This window comes from Bordetella tumbae, assembly GCF_965139195.1.
GTDB classification, from domain to species: Bacteria; Pseudomonadota; Gammaproteobacteria; order Burkholderiales; family Burkholderiaceae_B; genus Bordetella_A; species Bordetella_A tumbae.
In genome coordinates, this window is sequence record NZ_CBCSJH010000001.1 from 318,700 (window position 1) to 334,050 (window position 15,351).

The window sequence follows — 15,351 nt, forward strand, 5'->3', positions numbered from 1 at the left end:
CCGCGATCGGGCTTGTCGAGGAGCTCGGCCCGGCCGGTGAGGGATGCAATCCTTGGTAACTGTCAGCGAGCGTTTGGTTCCGGCCGCTGGCGGGCTAAGACAATGCGCTCAATATTTCCGAGGCGCTTTCGCGCAGATGCCAATCAGCATAGGCCTCACTGCTCAGTTGGCTGGAGAGTTCCGCAGCGCAATGCTGCAGGACTTCTACCTGGTGTCTGCGAGGCGGATTCGGAATATTTTGAATCGATCCCACGATGGACAGTGCTCCTGCCAGCTGATCGCCATTACGAAATATCGGCACGGCAATGGTGTTGACGCCGATCATCATCTCTCCGTCGCAGACCTCGTAGTACTGGCGCCGGATGAGTTCCAAACGCTGGCGGATCCGTGTTGGATCCGTGAGCGACCGGTCCGTTTCCGGGGGAAGCGATTCCGCCAGGCGGGCTTCTATGAGTGCGGGGGGCTGAAAGGCCAGGGTGAGCCGCCCCAGCGCCGAGCAATGGGGAAGCGGCCGGTTGCCGGGTTTGACACTGATCAGAATGCGGCCGTAGATGTTTTCCACGGTGGCAATCACCATGGGCGTGCCATTGATGGGCACCGCCAGCACGGCCGTTTCTTTCAGTTCATCTCGTATGCGGACCATATAGGGTTCGGCCCGAGCTCTCAGGTCGAACTGGTTCCCCGCGGCTTCGCCCAGTTGGAATACGCGCCAGCCTAGATGGTAGCGGTCTGTGGTGCGCTCCTGTTCGATCAGTCCCATCTCTTTCAGGGTGGAGAGATGACGGTGAACACGGGGCTTGGTTTCGCTCAGGGCGTCTGCGAGCTCTGTGACACCCATGGGTCGCTGTTGGGCAGCGAGCTCATCCAGGATGCGTACGGCGACTTTTACGGCTTCGACGGAGTTGGGGTTTTTTTCAATCATGTGGCGGTCTGAGCCGGGACTTAGCAGAGGATAGCGAGAATTTTGACGCATTTGAGCTCCGGAAGGGGGATCAGGCTGCAAGACAGTGTTTTGTTATGAACAGCGATATTTAATTTCTTCTAGCGTAACCGTAATTGCTTTGTTATGCTTGTTGAAATTAAATTTCGCTTGTCGTTATGGCTGGGTGAGATGGGCCAAGGCAGGCAAGATGCGTTTCAAGGGAGCGCGGTGCGTGTCTATGCGTATTGATTGCGATCTGCTGACGGGCTATTTGGGCAGCGGCAAGACCACTTTGCTCAATGCATGGCTGCGTTCGCCGCTATCGGCTGGCACGGCAGTGGTGGTCAATGAAGTCGGTGAGATCGGTATTGATCAACTCGTGCTGGCGCAGGTGACCGATAACGTCATGTTGCTGGAGTCGGGATGCCTGTGCTGCACCCTGAGCGGCTCATTGAGAGAGACCTTGTTGGATGTGTGCGCTACCGCGCGTGCGCACGGCGCGCCGTTGCGTCGCATCGTCGTGGAGACGACGGGGTTGGCGGAACCTCTGCCGATTTTGCATTCGCTGTTGGGCGACAAGATTCTGACTGAAACTATCCGTCTGAATCAGGTGGTGGTGACGGTCGACGGGCAGCAAGGGTTGCGGCAGTTGGTGACACAGCCGGAGTCCGTGCGGCAGCTGGCTGCCGCCGAGTGTGTGGTGATCACTAAGAGCGATCTGGCGCCTGAGCAGGATGTCCGTGAGCTGCGCGCGCTGATTCGTCAACTGAATGTGACCGCGGTAGTGTGCGACTCGGTGGCGGGCAGCCTCGCAGACGAAATCTTTACCGCATCGGCGGGCAGCCTCCAGCGTCAGGCTGTGTTGACTGCCATCGCCAAGGAGCGGGGAGGGCACCCGTCGCATCACTGCGATCATCACGGTGAGCATCGGCATGGTGCCGGACACGATGGTGCGCATCATGGCGATGATCAGGAGCACAGTCACGGTCAGGACCCGGATGCACATCGAGCCGATTCTGCTGTGACATCGCTGTTTCATTCCCGTGTTTCAACGCTCGGCTTTCATATTGACCATCCGATCTCATGGCCGGGGCTGGCTGCCTGGTGGCATTTGGTCTCGAGTCACTATGGCGATCAGCTATTGCGCAGCAAAGGCCTGCTGCGCATGTTGGATGCGGTCAGACCGTTTGTATTCATGCAGACCGTTGGCAAGGTTTTTCATACGCCAGACGTTTTGCAAGCATGGCCTGATGCGGATGAGCGTTCGCGCTTGGTCTGCATCGGTGTTGATCTGGATCGCGATTGGCTGGAGCAAAGTCTTTCCGCGCTTTTGATTGATGAGCCTGGGCTTTTACCCAGCTCGCTGGCTGAACTTTCTCATTTTGTTCCCTCTCATTCGGAGTAGCTGATGTCCCATGATTTCGTCTTGCGGGGTGGCATCGTCGTCGATGCGCAGCATGGCGAGCGCCCCTTGGACCTGTTGATTCAAGGCGGCCGTATTGCTGCACATCTGGTGCCGGGCACCCCTGTCGGGTCGGGCGTGCCAGAAGTTTCCGCACAGGGCTTGCATGTTTTTCCTGGTTTGATCGATGCGCATATCCATTTCGGCTTTGGCGAAAAAATTACCGAATACGAAACCGAGACGATCTATGCCGCGCAGGGTGGGTTTACGACGGTGCTGGGCTATTTTCTGAATAACGAGGATTACACGGACGTCTATCGGCGCGAGCAGGAATATGCCCGCACCCGTGCTCACGTTGATTATGGATTCCATTTCAGTGTCGCCAATGAAATGCATGTCCGGGAGCTGGCGGAGTATGTAAACAAATATGGTGTGACGTCTTTCAAGTACTTCATGAATTTCAAGGGGGAAGAGGGACGTTATCTCGGCCTGGATGGTACTGACGACGGCTATTTTTATGATCTGCTGGCTCAGGCCGCGCGATTGGGCGATGTCAAGGTCGTGTGCCATACCGAGAACATCGAGATTGTGAATCGCTTGCGCAAACGGTTCCAGGCGGAAGGGCGCGACACGCTTAAAGACTGGTCGGCCTCCAAACCCGCGTTTACCGAGGCGGAGAACTGTGTGCGGGCGATGATGTTTGCCGAGCATTTGAATGCCCGCATCTACATCCCCCATTTGAGTACGCGTATGGCGTTGGACGAAGTGCGCAAGTGGCGCCAGCGCTATGAGCATGTCTATGTCGAGACGTGCCCGCATTATCTGACGCATGATGAGAATGCCGATATCGGGCCATTGGGCAAGGCGAATCCTCCGTTTCGCTCGAGTGATGACGTGCAGGCGATGTGGGAAGGGCTAAACGACGGCAGCATCGATGTGGTGGCGTCCGATCATGTGCCTCGAAAAAAGTCGACCAAGGAACGTCCGCTCTGGTTGGCGTCGCAGGGGTTCCCCGGAACGGCCACGATTCTGCCGGTGCTGTTATCGGAGGGGTATCACAAGGGCCGGCTCAGCCTGGCGCGTATTGCGGCGCTGTTGACACAGCGCCCCGCCGAGATTTTCAACCTGGATCCGGACAAGGGCTCGTTGCAGATTGGTGCGCATGCGGATTTGACCTTGGTCGATTTGAATAAGGTTCGCACGGTCAAGGCAGAGGAGTTGGGGTCTTATTCGGATTACAGCCTATATGACGGCTGGGACCTGAAGGGTTGGCCGGTGCGCACGATCGTGCGTGGCGAGACGGTGATGCAAGACGGAAAAATCGTCGGGAAACCAGGCTATGGCCAGTATCTGATGCGCACATTGAAATCGAATCAAGGGAAGTCGCAATGAAACCGTGGGACAACATTATCAGTGACGAGGAACAGCGTGCCTATCGGGCAGCGGGTTTTGGGCGGCCATCTGGCATCGGCGTGCGCCCAGCGTTATTGATTATCGACGTGCAGTACCGCACTGTGGGGACAACGCCGCAGCCTTTCTGGGATTCGATCAAGGAATTCCCCACTAGCTGTGGTGAGGTGGGTTGGAAAGCGGTCGCGAATATTCAGAAGCTGCTGGCGGCCTTTCGCGAAAAAAATTGGCCTGTTTTGTATCCGCACGTCGCGCCGAAGAAGGCTACGGATGGTGGTCGTCTGGCCGAGAAAGTCCCTGCGATCATGAATATCCCGGCGCATGGATACGAGTTTGTGAAAGAGGTGGCGCCCCGCGAAGGCGATGTGCTGTTGCCGAAAAAACATCCCAGCGCCTTCTTTGGCACCGCGCTGGCCAGTCATTTGATCGATCTGCAGGCGGATACCTTGATCGTGACGGGCTGCACGACCAGCGGCTGTGTGCGAGGCAGTGTGGTGGATGCGTTTTCGTTGAATTTCAAAGTGATCGTTCCTGAGGATGCGGTGTATGACCGCAGTCAGGTGTCACATGCCGTGAATCTGTTTGATATGTCTGAAAAGTACGCCGATGTCGGTACGACGGCAGCGGTCATTGAAAAGCTGAACACAATCGGCGGTTGAACCGCCTGCACTCTCCCAAGGGGAATGACATGAAATACGCACGCAGGAAGATCGTTGCTGGACTTGCCTTGACCGCGACATGTTTAGGTTGGGCTGGTATGGGTTGGGCGCAAGCGGCAAATAAAGAACCGTTGAAGTTTGGCCTGGCAATGCCTCTGACGGGCTCGCAAGCGCTGTTTGGCGCGGATCAAGCGAAGGCCGCGCAATGGGCGGTGCAGGACATCAATGCGAAGGGAGGTGTCGACGGCCATCCTCTGGAGATGATCTTGCTGGATACGCAAGCGGATCCTCGATTGGGCATCAATGCGGTGAACCGTCTGGTGAATGTGGACAAGGTGCCCGTGTTTGGCACGGCGTGGAGCGCTGTTGTCAAAGCCGTGGCGCCCATTGCCAATCGCAGTCAGGTGCTGGGATTGAGCGTGGGAGCGAATTCGCCCGAGATCGCCAAGCTGGGTGACTACGTTTACACGACCTATCCGCTGGCCGATGTGGACGTGGTGGCACAGGCCCGCTATGCACGCGAAACGTTGAAAAAAGAACGAGCCGCGGTACTGTACATTCACAACGATAGTGGCGTAGAGGGCGCGAAAATTTACCGCGATGCCTTTGAATCGCTGGGCGGAAAAGTAGTCGCGTACGAGGCATATGACGCACAATCGACCGACTACACCGGGGCCTTGTTGAAGGTCCGGACCTCTAATCCGGACATCATTCATATCCAAGGCCTGGTCTCTGATCTGCCGCAAGTGATCGCGCAGATTCGTCAGTTGGGGATCAAGCAGCCCATCTCGACGTACTCCGCCGGCTATAACCCCAAAGTCATTCAGCAATTAGGCGCTGCTGCCGAGGGCTTGATGGTATCTGCTCTGGCGCCGTCGGCTGAACAGAATCCGCGTATTGCCGAGTTTGTTGAGCGCTGGAAGAAAACGGAGGGGCGCATTCCCAATGGTCTGCCGTACACCCAGTATCTGTATGACATGCCTTATTTGATCGCCGATCTGTACGGTCATCTGCTGAAAAACGGCAAGCCGTTGACGGGCGCCAATATGCGCGAAGCTTTGGTAGAGGTCGCGAACTTTGACTTGCCCATGACCGGGAAGCTGCAGGTCAGCGCTGACCATAGAGTGAAGAAGCCCGTTTATCTATTCGAAGTCAAAAACGGCGCGTTCGCGCCCGTGGCGACCGTCGAGTAAGCGGATAGGAACTGCGTCGATAAAAAAGGGCGGCGCGGGCCGCCTTGCTAGGAGCAGGAATGCTGGACTTCCAGACCTTATTGCAGATTTTCTGGACCGGCCTGGCCAATTCAACCTATGCGGTGCTGCTGGCAGCAGCGTTTGCATTGGTGCTGAAAGTGGTGAAGGTATGGAACTTCGCCCAGGCCGGCATGATGGGGATCGCGTACTACACGATGTACTGGGCCATTCAGAAGTTGGGGTGGCCCGCCTATGCGGCGCTGGCGCTGGGCGCCGGTGCCGCGATTGTTGCCGCGTTGGCGATGGAGATATTCGGGCTACAGACTTTTCGCCGTCGTCATTCGCCGCCGTTGACGTTCTTTATTTTCACGTTGGTGATCTCCGAGCTGGTGCAGTATGTGCTGGCGATGATTGCCGGCACGGAGCCGGTGTCGCTCGCCGCGAGCATCATGTCGACTTCTTATATTGTGGACGGTGTGGTCGTCAGTGAATGGGATTTGAAGGCTATTGCGGCAACCGTGGTCTTGATGTCGATGCTGTTCTTCGTCATGAGGCGGACTCGCCACGGACAGTACATGATCGCAGCAGCAGACAATCCGCATCTGAGCCGTCTCTATGGGGTCAATGTGCGTAAGGTCTATGCGTTGACCTTTGTGCTAGCCGCCATTTTGATCGCGGCAGGGATGTACTTGTTTGGTACGCGAGCCTCCATGGTGCCCAATACGCCTCTGGAGATGATGTTGTTCGCGGTGATCGCGGCATTGTTGGGCGGGATGGGAAATGTATTCGGCGCGGCGATTGCTGCGGTATTCCTGGGGCTGCTGCGTGCGTTCAGTATTCTGGTCATCCCGTCGGCGTGGCAGAGCCTGATCCTGTACGCGCTGCTTTTTATCACCATCCTGTTTTTCCCGAAGGGGGTGCAGTTGACAGGTTTGATGCGCAGAAAGCCGGCGGCCAAGTCCGCGGCATCTGGCGCCTGAGACACGGATCGGAGTCATACATGGAATATGTTGCATCGTTATTGGTTCTGATCGGGCTGTATATCGTTCTGGCATCCAGCTTTAATCTGATCATCGGTTTTGGCGGATTGATCAGCATTGCGCATCCGATTTTTTTCGCGCTGGGAGCCTATACGGTCGGCGTGCTGAGCACGCAGTTCGGTTTGCATCCGGTGCTGAGCATTGCTGCGGGATTTGTCGTGGCAATGCTGGCCTCGTTCATGTTGTCGCTGCCTTCGTTGCGCATATCAGGAGACTATTTGCTGATTACCAGCATCGGATTTCAGCTGGGACTGCTGGAGATCATCAAGAACCTGGATTTTGTCGGTGGGGCCAGTGGGTTGGGCGGGATTCCCAACGTTGTGCAGGAGAATCGCAGCTTGGTGTTCGCGGCCATTACGCTAGGGGTTTCTGTGGTTGTGGTAGTGGCTTTACGGGCGTTGGTGCGAGGCCCCTATGGCAGGGCGATTCAGGCCATGCGCGATGATGAGTTGGCTTTTCTGGCATTGGGTCGCAATGCCATGAATATCAAGATCGCCATTTTCGCGGTGGGCTCCGGTATCGCGGGGGTCGCGGGCGGACTCTATGCCTACTATTACCAATACCTGACGCCAGATCAGTTTCAGATCTTGCAGTCGGCCATGATTCTGACGATGGTGGTGGTAGGCGGTATGGGCTCGGTATATGGGCCGGTGGTGGGGGCGGTGTTGCTGCTCTTGCTGCCTGAGGCGATCACGTTCCTGAATTTGCCATCGGCCATCATGGGGCCGCTGCAAGGGGTGATCTTTACTTCGTTGGTGATTCTGTTCCTGTTCCTGAGACCTCAGGGATTAGTGCCTGCGAGCAAACGTCTTTCAGCCGAGGGTAGCCATGAGTAACGTACTCAGTCTGAATGGAGTATGCAAGCGTTTCGGCGGGGTGGTGGTGGCGGACCACATCACGTTGGAACTCAAGGCAGGTGAAATCCTGGGTCTGATCGGACCGAATGGAGCAGGAAAGACTTCACTTTTCAACTTGATATCCGGGGTGTTTCCGGCCGACAGCGGCTCGATGATGCTGGATGGGAAATCGTTGTCCGGGCTGCCTCTGTATGCGCGAGCCCGGGCCGGTGTGGCACGTACTTGGCAGCACATGCGTCTGTTTGGTTCGTTGAGCGTGCTGGAAAACCTGTTGGTTGCGCCAACTGATTATCCTGGGGAGTCGCTGTGGCGGTTGCTCACGGCGGGGCCATCGGTGCGGCGTGCCGAGCAGCAAGCGAAAGAGCGCGCCATGCATATCCTGCAGCGTATGAAGTTATCCGCCATGGCTGACGTGAGCGTCAATGACATCACATTTGGCCAGCAGAAACTCGTGGGGTTGGCACGCGCATTGATGAGCCAGGGACCATTGTTGCTGCTCGATGAGCCGATGGCTGGTGTGGAAGGTGCTGCCTACGAGACGATGCGCGAGATTGTGCGTGAGGAAGCCGCCTCAGGACGTGCGGTGTGTGTTGTGGAACACAATGTCTCGTTCATCAAGGATCTATGCAATAGCGCCGTGTTCATGGCACAGGGAAAAATCCTGGAGCGTGGCGATGTGGCGACCCTGCTCGAAAGCAAGACATTGGCCGAACTGTACTTCGGCCAATGATGGCCGCGCTTGGGGATATCGAATGCTGGAATTGAAAGATCTGAATGTGCACTACGGCAAACTGCATGTGTTGCACGACCTGAGTATTCAGGTGCCCGAAGGTCAGCGGGTCGGCATTTTTGGCCACAACGGAGCGGGTAAGACGACATTGCTGCGCGCCTGCATGGGTGATCTGGAACATATGCAGGGAAATGTGCAATACCGCGGGAACGCGATCCGGACCAATGAAGTGCATGTGAATGTCAGCTATGGCATGGCCTTTGTGCCGCAGGGTCACAATGTTTTCCGGGATCTGCAGGTGCAGCAGAATCTGAAAATTGCCGGCATGCGCCATGAGCCGGATGCTCGCAAGCAGGCATTTGACGAGGTGTATGCGTTATTTCCATTGTTGGCAGAGCGTAGCGAGCAGATCGCAGGGTCGTTGAGCGGCGGACAGCAGCAAATGCTGGCGCTGGGTATGGCGCTGATGACGCAACCGTCGATCTTGTTGCTGGACGAGCCCACAATCGGTTTGGCACCAGTGATTGTGCGGGATGTGTTGGCCAGTGTCAGCGAGATCAACCGCAGTCGCAAGACAACCATCGTCATCGTCGAGCAGAACGTTCAGGCGACCTTGCAGAACGTCGACCGGGCCATTGTGATCAAGTCCGGGCGGATTATCTACGACGGGAAAAGCGCCGATTTATTGAGCCAGGAGAGCTTGTGGGACCTGTTCTGAATCCAACAGTACCCGCTGATGCACGGCAGCAGGCTGCGGAGGGCTTTGAAGCGTGTGTGAGACGTGTTGTCTCAGTGGAGTGGCGAGACCTATCCGACATGGTGCGCCAGCGCGCAGCCATGATCGTCGCGGATAACGTCTCGGCCGCATTCAGCGCACTGGAAGAACCGCAGATCGAAAAGGCTCGCAATGCGGTCTTGGCGCGGGAGCAGGGCGGTCCTGCATCACTGCTTGTGCCGCATGGCAAGCGTGTCAGCGTCCATGCGGCGGCTACCCAGAATGCATTGGCGATGGGTTGGAACGAGTTGGACGAAGGCTACCGCAAGGCGGTTTGCCATGGCGGCTTGTATGTGCTGCCCGCTCTGATGGCCGTGGCCGAGCAAGAGGGCGCGGTAGCGCAGGATGTGTTACGGGCGTTGACGCTGGGATACGAACTGGTGACTCGGATTGCGCGAGCATGGAGTTTTGTACCTATGCGGATTCATCCGCATGCGTTGTTGGCTCCGGTAGGGGCCGCGGCGGGTATCGCCATACTGCGGCGCTTGCCTGTTGACGAGGCGCTCAGCGCTGTGGCAGGTGCTTGTGCGATGGGAATGGCCGGGCCTTTCAATCAAGCGCTGCAGGGCGTATTGGTGCGAAATACGTGGGCGGCGCAGGGGGCTGCCATGGGTATCCTGGCGGTTGAGCAGGCACAAGCCGGCATTGGAGGATGGGCGTCGACGCCGTATGACGTGTACGTTACCGCGTTGGGTGGCAGCACAAACGTGCCGGCTTTGACGGATGAGGATGAATGGGCGGTTGCATCCGGCTATCAAAAGATCAACGCCTGCTGCCAGTATGCGCATTCGGCAATCGAGGCGGTGCAGGCGCTGTTGTCGCGTGATGCGTCGTTGTTAGGCGGAGAGCAGGTCAGTGAAATTCGGGTGCATGCGCATCCCTTGGCCTATCCGTTGGACAACCGTTCACCCAGTACCACATTAGGAGCCAAGTTTTCCGTACCACATGCCGTAGCTGCGGCGCTGGTGCACGGACATGGCGGGGCAAAGGCTTTTGACAACGCATCGTTGTCCGATCCTCGCATTGCGCGGTTGCGTAACAAGGTGGTCCTGGAACCGTTTGCGGACGTGCGGGATTGGCCACAGGATCGCCCAGCGACCGTGACGCTGACCACGCCTGATGGGCAGATGACTGAGACATGCTGGAGCGCACGTGGAGGTCCGGACCTCCCGCTGGCGTCGCAGGATGTCTGGGACAAAATCCGCTCGCTATGCGATCGGCATACGCCGCACGCGATGTCGACGTTGCAGGCATTGGTGAGCTTGGCCGGTGGCTCCTCAAGTGGACGCACGGAAACACTGGATTTGCAGTGTTCGTGGAGTGATTGGATGCAGGCTCTGACGGCGGCGTAGCTGCCGCCGTTTGGCTCGCCTTCCACGCGCGGCTCATTAAGCGAGCGCGTATCGATAAGCCGTACCGGTGATGGCCGGAAATTTAGAGGAAGAACGCAGGTGATTCACGCTGTCATTGAAAAATCTCATCCCGATTTGGCATGGGATATGGAAGTCGATGTGTTGGTGGTCGGTGCTGGTGGATGCGGCTTGGCGGCGGCCATTGCCGCGCATGACGCCGGCGCGAGCGTGGCCATCCTGGAAAAACGCGAACGGCCGGGTGGCAATTCGTCGTTGAGTACGGGATCGGTGCCAGGAGCCGGAAGCCGCTTTCAGCGAGAGGCGGGGATTGAGGATTCGGCCGAGCGCATGGTGGCTGATCTGGAGCGCACCGCCGGTCATAGCGAGCTGCCCGCGTTGACGCGCCGTATGGCCGGCATTTCTGCCGGCTTGTGTGAATGGCTGGTGGATGTTGTGGGTGCGCGTATGGCACTGATCACAGATTACTGCCATGTGGGTCACTCCGTTCCGCGTTTGCATGCGCCGGTGTCGCGCCGTGGGCAGGATCTGGTGGACGATTTGTTGGCGGCCGTGTCAACGCGCGATATTCCGCTGGCAGTGAATAATGCAGTGTCCACGCTGTATGTCGATGAATCTGGCACAGTGGTCGGCGCAGCGGTGACGGGACCCGGCATCGAGGCATCGAAAATCGGTGCACGCAATGTGATTCTGGCCACGAACGGCTTTGCCGCCAATCGGGATCTCGTCAAGAAATACTGCACCGAGATTGCGGGCGCCGAGTATTTCGGTGCACTGGGCAGCGAAGGTGAAGCCATGATCTGGGGGGAACAGCTGGACGCCCAGTTGGCGAATATGCGGGCTTACCAGGGGTATGCAGCGGTCGCGTATCCGCATGGGTCGCTATTGTCGTGGACGACGATCGAAAAGGGCGGCATTCTCGTGAATGCGGCGGGCGAGCGCTTTGGCAATGAGGATTTAGGATACTCGGGCTATGCAAAACGCGTGCTCGCGCAAGCCGGACCTGTCTACGCGATCTTTGATGATCGAATCAAAGCGCTCGCCAGCAAAGAAGAAGAATTTCAAGAGTTGGTCGATCACCATGGAGTCAAAGGCAGCGACACTGTGCAAGGTCTGGCTGCGGTTTTCAACCTGCCAGAGGCTGCGCTGACCCGCACGCTGACTGATTACAACCAGGCTGCAGAAAATCAGCAGGACAGTGGTGCTAAAGACCCGCAGGGACGTCGGCATTTCGGGATGGCGCCGCTGACGGGAAAACTCTGGATTTGCCGCGTGACGCCCGGGTTGTTTCATACGCAAGGCGGTTTGGCCGTGGATGATATGGGCCGCGTGTTGCGTGCGGACGGTTCGATCATTCCTGGCTTGTATGCCGGGGGCGGTGCAGCGGCCGGTATCAGCGGCAGCGCAGGGGCCGAGGGGTATTGTTCGGGGAATGGCTTATTGACCGCAATCGGCCTGGGCTATCTGGCTGGACGCAGCGCAGCAGGGATATCTGCATGAGTACTGCAACGACTGCTGCCGCTTGGCGTATGGCGCAATTTGCGCGCCTGCTGACCCTGCAGGCTATTCCTCATGATGTGCAGATGCTGGCGCGTTTGCATGTGGCGGATGCAATCGGGGTGGGATTGGCAGCATCGAATGTGCCATCGCACCGCGAGTTCATGGCAAAGCTGTTGGCACAGTGTCCGCGTGGCGGAAAGTCCACGGTACTCGGTGCCAAGGACGCTGTATATGCCGACACGGCAGCGCTGCTCAACGGTACGTCCATACACTCGCTCGAATATGACGACACGCATATGCGTTCGATTGTGCATGGCAGTGCAGTGATTGTGCCGCCGGTTCTGGCAGTGGCGCAGGAGCAAGGGCTGCCGTTGTCCGAAGTGTTGCGCTTGACTGTTGTCGGGTGGGAGTTGCTCGTCCGGGTCGGACAAGCGGCGGCAGGCGCGTTTCAGCGGCGAGGATTTCAAGTCACCTCGGTTGGCGGCGCTGTCGTCGCCGCGATACTCGCAACGGCTGCCCGAGGGGCCGATGTGCAGACGATCGCGCGTGCGGCGGGGATAGCAGGCAGTCAGGCCAGCGGTATCTTTGAATTCTTGAGCGATGGGTCTAACGTCAAGGCCTTGCACCCCGGATGGGCCGCTCATGCTGGGGTGTGGGCAGCCAGCTTGGCTATGTCGGGTATGACGGGACCTGCGTCTGTATTGGAAGGCAAACACGGGATATACGCAGCCTATGCCGACGATCGCTCAGCGGGGGACCGTCTGTCGAATGAGCTGGACAGTCTGGAGGACGTTTGGACATTGCGTGAGGCGGCATTCAAGTTTCATCCCTGCTGCCACTACATTCATCCCTATCTCGAGGCCGCAGGCCAGTTGCGTGAACAGGCCGCGGGGATGGGATTGCGTATCGTGGGTGCGCATTGCCTGGTGGCCGCTGGTGCGGGATTGGTGATTGCGCAGCCCTGGGAAAGAAAGCAAGCACCACGCGATACCAATGATGCGAAATACAGTCTGCCTTATTGTGTGGCGTTGGCGCTATTGAATCTGCCCACCAATGTTGGAGCCATGACGACGGGGCCGTTGAATGAGCAAGCGCTGAATTTGGCCGCCCACATCAGCGCTGCGTCTTGGGAGGAGAGCGGTTTCCCTGAGCGTTTCGGTGCGGATGTGTCCGTCACGTTGGAGAACGGTGCGATCTTGCGTGCGAGTGTCCCTCAAGTGATCGGCAGTGCGCAGCGGCCTGCCACGGTTGAGCAGATTCAAGAGAAATTCTTGAACAACGCAGGTTCGGTGATGCCGCCGTTGCAAGTCCGGACATTGTGGGACGCTTTATTGAATGACGACGCTTTGCCTTCTTTGATACCGGCTTGAGCGTTCAGGGTGGCGGTCTGGCCCGCCACCCTGAACGGAGCGTTACTCGACCGATGCGCCTGAGGCTTCCACGAGTGCCTTCCAGCGTCCTACGTCTTGCTCGACGTATTGCTGAAACTCGGCATGTTGGTTGCCAATCGGGTCGGCGCCCATTTCTTTCAACTTGGTCTGCACCGCGGGCGTAGCGACGCTTTCGGCAATCGCTTTGGACAAACGTTCTACCGTTTCGGGGGGGGTGTTTGCGCGGACGAACAATCCGAACCAGGACCGTGCCTGCATGTCGGTGAATTGCGTTTCGGCAAAGGCAGGCACGTTCGGCAGGGCTGTATGTCGATTTTGGCCCGTGACGGCGATCGGGATCAGGCGGCCTCCCTGGACCTGGGACAGGACCTCCGGCAGGTTGGCGAACATGAACTGAACCTGGCCTCCGATGAGGTCATTCAATGCCGGAGCGCCCCCCTTGTAGGGCACATGAGTGGCTTGCCCGTGCGAAAGTGAGTTGAATTGGGCGCCCGCCAGATGGGCCGCTGTGCCGGTCCCCCCAGATGCGTACGCCATATGATTGCCGTTGTCTCGAATATAGGCGGATAGCTCTACCGCCGTACGGGCAGGAACTTGGGGATTGACGACGAGGAGCAAGGGCACGGATGCGAGGTTGGACAGGCCCGTGAAGTCCTTGGTCAGGCTGTAATCGAGTTTGCGGTACAGCGTGGCATTGATGGCGTGGCTGGAGGTCGCCATGAGCAGCGTGTAGCCGTCGGCGTCGGCGCGTGCGGCAGCTCCGGCGCCAATATTACCGTTAGCCCCTGCACGATTTTCTACGATAACGGGCTGCCCCAATTTACCGGCCATGGCTTGGGCGACGGTACGGGCGATGACATCGGTGGCGCCGCCCGCGGCAAACGGCACGATGATCGTGACAGGGCGTTCGGGAAAGGCGGCCGTGGCGATGTTGCACGCCAAAGCGAGCGGGGCGGCGCAGAGCAGAGAACGCCATAGGCGTGTGCGGAGCTTGGACATGAATGTCTCCTGAGTTATCGGTTTTCCGAAACTGTACGCAGAGACTGGACACAACCGTCAGGACAGATACGCGCTTGAGTTGTACTTTTTGGCGCAGCGAAGGTATTTGGCCCGCCTGTGGCCGGTGTGCTGCGCGGGTGGTTTGATGCGGGGCAGAGCCGTTTCCAGCAACGTTCAGGCGCGCAGGCTGAGATCGACCTTGCGGAATTCGCCGGGCGTCATTGCTGTGTGTTTCTTGAAAAATCGCGTGAAATAGGCGGGATCCTCGAAATTGAGCTGAAACGCAATGTCGGCAATGCCTGATTCGGTATTGCTGAGCAGCCGTTTGGCTTCCAGCAGTATGCGATCCTGAATCAGTTGGCTGGCCGTGCGTCCTGTGGCGCGTTTAGTGGCTTCGTTGAGCTGACGGGCGCTGACGTAGAGTGCGTTGGCATATTGCTGAATACTGTTGTACGCCAGATATTGCGTTTCGATTAATAAGGCAAAGCGCTTGACCAGAGGGTAGCTCGGACCGGCAGTACGTGTGCGGTCATCGATCGGATACACGCGGCGCAACTGGGTCAATAAGATCAGCAAGTACGATCGTATGACGTCGTAGCGGCCGGGTTGCCTGCCTTGTTGTTCCTGTTCCATCGCTTGGAGCAGGGGCAGCATGTCATCGTGCTGATCGCGTGTGAGATAGAGCACGGGATTGCCGCTGGTGGGGTGAAAAAACGGGAACTTGGCGATATCGTCCGCCCGCGGAAACATGTGCGTGAAGAAGGCTGTGCTGATATTCATCACATAGCCTTGCGGTGCAACCGATGAGGTCCAGGCGTGTAGCTGACCAGGGGTCAAGAAGAATACGGCGCCGTCACGGACTTCCAGGTGTTGAAAGTCCAGCATGTGCGTGCCCTGCGCTCGGGACATCCACAGGATGTGGTAGTAGGTATGGCGATGTGGAAAACCCCGTGGAATGCCTGGCTGATCCTGCAATCGCACCAAATCAAAATAAAACGATCCCTCGCCAGCGAAATCCGTGGATTCGAAGGTGGGGAAATCCGAGGCTGAGACGATTGCACCCGTCTCTGTGGCATGCGCCGTTTTCATGCTGAGCGGTTCAA

Annotated in this window: 14 protein-coding genes; 11 read left to right on the forward strand and 3 right to left on the reverse strand. The window is 57.9% G+C overall.

The features are described 5' to 3' along the window. Positions 1-94: 94 nt before the first annotated feature. The gene (locus ACNA0J_RS01525) at positions 95-973 is read right to left on the reverse strand and encodes an IclR family transcriptional regulator (RefSeq protein ID WP_415815695.1); all 879 of its coding nucleotides are present in this window, start codon (positions 971-973) and stop codon (positions 95-97) included. A gap of 187 nt (positions 974-1,160) precedes the next feature. Between ACNA0J_RS01525 and ACNA0J_RS01530 the strand changes: the two genes are divergently transcribed. From ACNA0J_RS01530 to ACNA0J_RS01580, 11 genes are all read left to right on the forward strand, one after another. Next, positions 1,161-2,327 (forward strand): CobW family GTP-binding protein, encoded by a 1,167-nt coding sequence (locus tag ACNA0J_RS01530; protein WP_415816493.1) that lies wholly within the window; start codon positions 1,161-1,163, stop codon positions 2,325-2,327. Between the two features lie 3 nt (positions 2,328-2,330). Then, positions 2,331-3,716, forward strand: coding sequence for a dihydroorotase (locus ACNA0J_RS01535; RefSeq protein ID WP_415815697.1), 1,386 nt, complete (start codon positions 2,331-2,333; stop codon positions 3,714-3,716). Beyond that, the gene (locus tag ACNA0J_RS01540; protein WP_415815699.1) at positions 3,713-4,393 is read left to right on the forward strand and encodes an isochorismatase family protein; all 681 of its coding nucleotides are present in this window, start codon (positions 3,713-3,715) and stop codon (positions 4,391-4,393) included. Before ACNA0J_RS01535 ends, ACNA0J_RS01540 begins: the two co-directional genes overlap by 4 nt. 29 nt (positions 4,394-4,422) lie before the next feature. Continuing rightward, on the forward strand, positions 4,423-5,586 hold the full coding sequence (locus ACNA0J_RS01545) for an ABC transporter substrate-binding protein (protein WP_415815701.1): 1,164 nt from the start codon (positions 4,423-4,425) through the stop codon (positions 5,584-5,586). A gap of 59 nt (positions 5,587-5,645) precedes the next feature. Continuing rightward, positions 5,646-6,566 (forward strand): branched-chain amino acid ABC transporter permease, encoded by a 921-nt coding sequence (locus ACNA0J_RS01550; RefSeq protein WP_415815703.1) that lies wholly within the window; start codon positions 5,646-5,648, stop codon positions 6,564-6,566. A gap of 20 nt (positions 6,567-6,586) precedes the next feature. Further along, positions 6,587-7,462 carry a branched-chain amino acid ABC transporter permease gene (locus ACNA0J_RS01555; RefSeq protein ID WP_415815705.1) on the forward strand — a complete coding sequence of 292 codons (876 nt, stop codon included), beginning with the start codon at positions 6,587-6,589 and terminating at the stop codon, positions 7,460-7,462. Then, positions 7,455-8,213 (forward strand): ABC transporter ATP-binding protein, encoded by a 759-nt coding sequence (locus ACNA0J_RS01560; protein WP_415815707.1) that lies wholly within the window; start codon positions 7,455-7,457, stop codon positions 8,211-8,213. The genes ACNA0J_RS01555 and ACNA0J_RS01560 overlap by 8 nt, the downstream gene beginning before the upstream one ends. 22 nt (positions 8,214-8,235) lie before the next feature. Further along, positions 8,236-8,931: an ABC transporter ATP-binding protein gene (locus ACNA0J_RS01565; protein ID WP_415815709.1), complete on the forward strand. Its 696-nt coding sequence runs from the start codon at positions 8,236-8,238 to the stop codon at positions 8,929-8,931. Between the two features lie 56 nt (positions 8,932-8,987). Next, positions 8,988-10,340 (forward strand): MmgE/PrpD family protein, encoded by a 1,353-nt coding sequence (locus tag ACNA0J_RS01570; RefSeq protein WP_415815711.1) that lies wholly within the window; start codon positions 8,988-8,990, stop codon positions 10,338-10,340. 99 nt (positions 10,341-10,439) lie between these two features. Beyond that, positions 10,440-11,858 (forward strand): FAD-dependent oxidoreductase, encoded by a 1,419-nt coding sequence (locus ACNA0J_RS01575; protein WP_415815713.1) that lies wholly within the window; start codon positions 10,440-10,442, stop codon positions 11,856-11,858. Continuing rightward, complete coding sequence (locus ACNA0J_RS01580; protein ID WP_415815715.1) at positions 11,855-13,228, forward strand: MmgE/PrpD family protein; 1,374 nt, start codon at positions 11,855-11,857, stop codon at positions 13,226-13,228. Before ACNA0J_RS01575 ends, ACNA0J_RS01580 begins: the two co-directional genes overlap by 4 nt. 42 nt (positions 13,229-13,270) lie before the next feature. Here ACNA0J_RS01580 and ACNA0J_RS01585 read toward each other — a convergent pair whose 3' ends face one another. Together ACNA0J_RS01585 and ACNA0J_RS01590 are read right to left on the reverse strand one after the other, a co-directional pair. After that, positions 13,271-14,248 carry a tripartite tricarboxylate transporter substrate binding protein gene (locus tag ACNA0J_RS01585; protein ID WP_415815717.1) on the reverse strand — a complete coding sequence of 326 codons (978 nt, stop codon included), beginning with the start codon at positions 14,246-14,248 and terminating at the stop codon, positions 13,271-13,273. A 174-nt stretch (positions 14,249-14,422) separates the two neighbouring features. Beyond that, positions 14,423-15,337 (reverse strand): helix-turn-helix domain-containing protein, encoded by a 915-nt coding sequence (locus ACNA0J_RS01590; protein WP_415815719.1) that lies wholly within the window; start codon positions 15,335-15,337, stop codon positions 14,423-14,425. Positions 15,338-15,351: the final 14 nt, after the last annotated feature.

What these genes read in the sequence shown, in the direction of transcription:
- ACNA0J_RS01525 (WP_415815695.1), bottom strand. Translation starts at nt 973, where the DNA reads ATGCGTCAAAATTCTCGCTATCCTCTGCTAAGTCCCGGCTCAGACCGC.
- ACNA0J_RS01530 (WP_415816493.1), top strand. Translation starts at nt 1,161, where the DNA reads ATGCGTATTGATTGCGATCTGCTGACGGGCTATTTGGGCAGCGGCAAG.
- ACNA0J_RS01535 (WP_415815697.1), top strand. Translation starts at nt 2,331, where the DNA reads ATGTCCCATGATTTCGTCTTGCGGGGTGGCATCGTCGTCGATGCGCAG.
- ACNA0J_RS01540 (WP_415815699.1), top strand. Translation starts at nt 3,713, where the DNA reads ATGAAACCGTGGGACAACATTATCAGTGACGAGGAACAGCGTGCCTAT.
- ACNA0J_RS01545 (WP_415815701.1), top strand. Translation starts at nt 4,423, where the DNA reads ATGAAATACGCACGCAGGAAGATCGTTGCTGGACTTGCCTTGACCGCG.
- ACNA0J_RS01550 (WP_415815703.1), top strand. Translation starts at nt 5,646, where the DNA reads ATGCTGGACTTCCAGACCTTATTGCAGATTTTCTGGACCGGCCTGGCC.
- ACNA0J_RS01555 (WP_415815705.1), top strand. Translation starts at nt 6,587, where the DNA reads ATGGAATATGTTGCATCGTTATTGGTTCTGATCGGGCTGTATATCGTT.
- ACNA0J_RS01560 (WP_415815707.1), top strand. Translation starts at nt 7,455, where the DNA reads ATGAGTAACGTACTCAGTCTGAATGGAGTATGCAAGCGTTTCGGCGGG.
- ACNA0J_RS01565 (WP_415815709.1), top strand. Translation starts at nt 8,236, where the DNA reads ATGCTGGAATTGAAAGATCTGAATGTGCACTACGGCAAACTGCATGTG.
- ACNA0J_RS01580 (WP_415815715.1), top strand. Translation starts at nt 11,855, where the DNA reads ATGAGTACTGCAACGACTGCTGCCGCTTGGCGTATGGCGCAATTTGCG.
- ACNA0J_RS01585 (WP_415815717.1), bottom strand. Translation starts at nt 14,248, where the DNA reads ATGTCCAAGCTCCGCACACGCCTATGGCGTTCTCTGCTCTGCGCCGCC.
- ACNA0J_RS01590 (WP_415815719.1), bottom strand. Translation starts at nt 15,337, where the DNA reads ATGAAAACGGCGCATGCCACAGAGACGGGTGCAATCGTCTCAGCCTCG.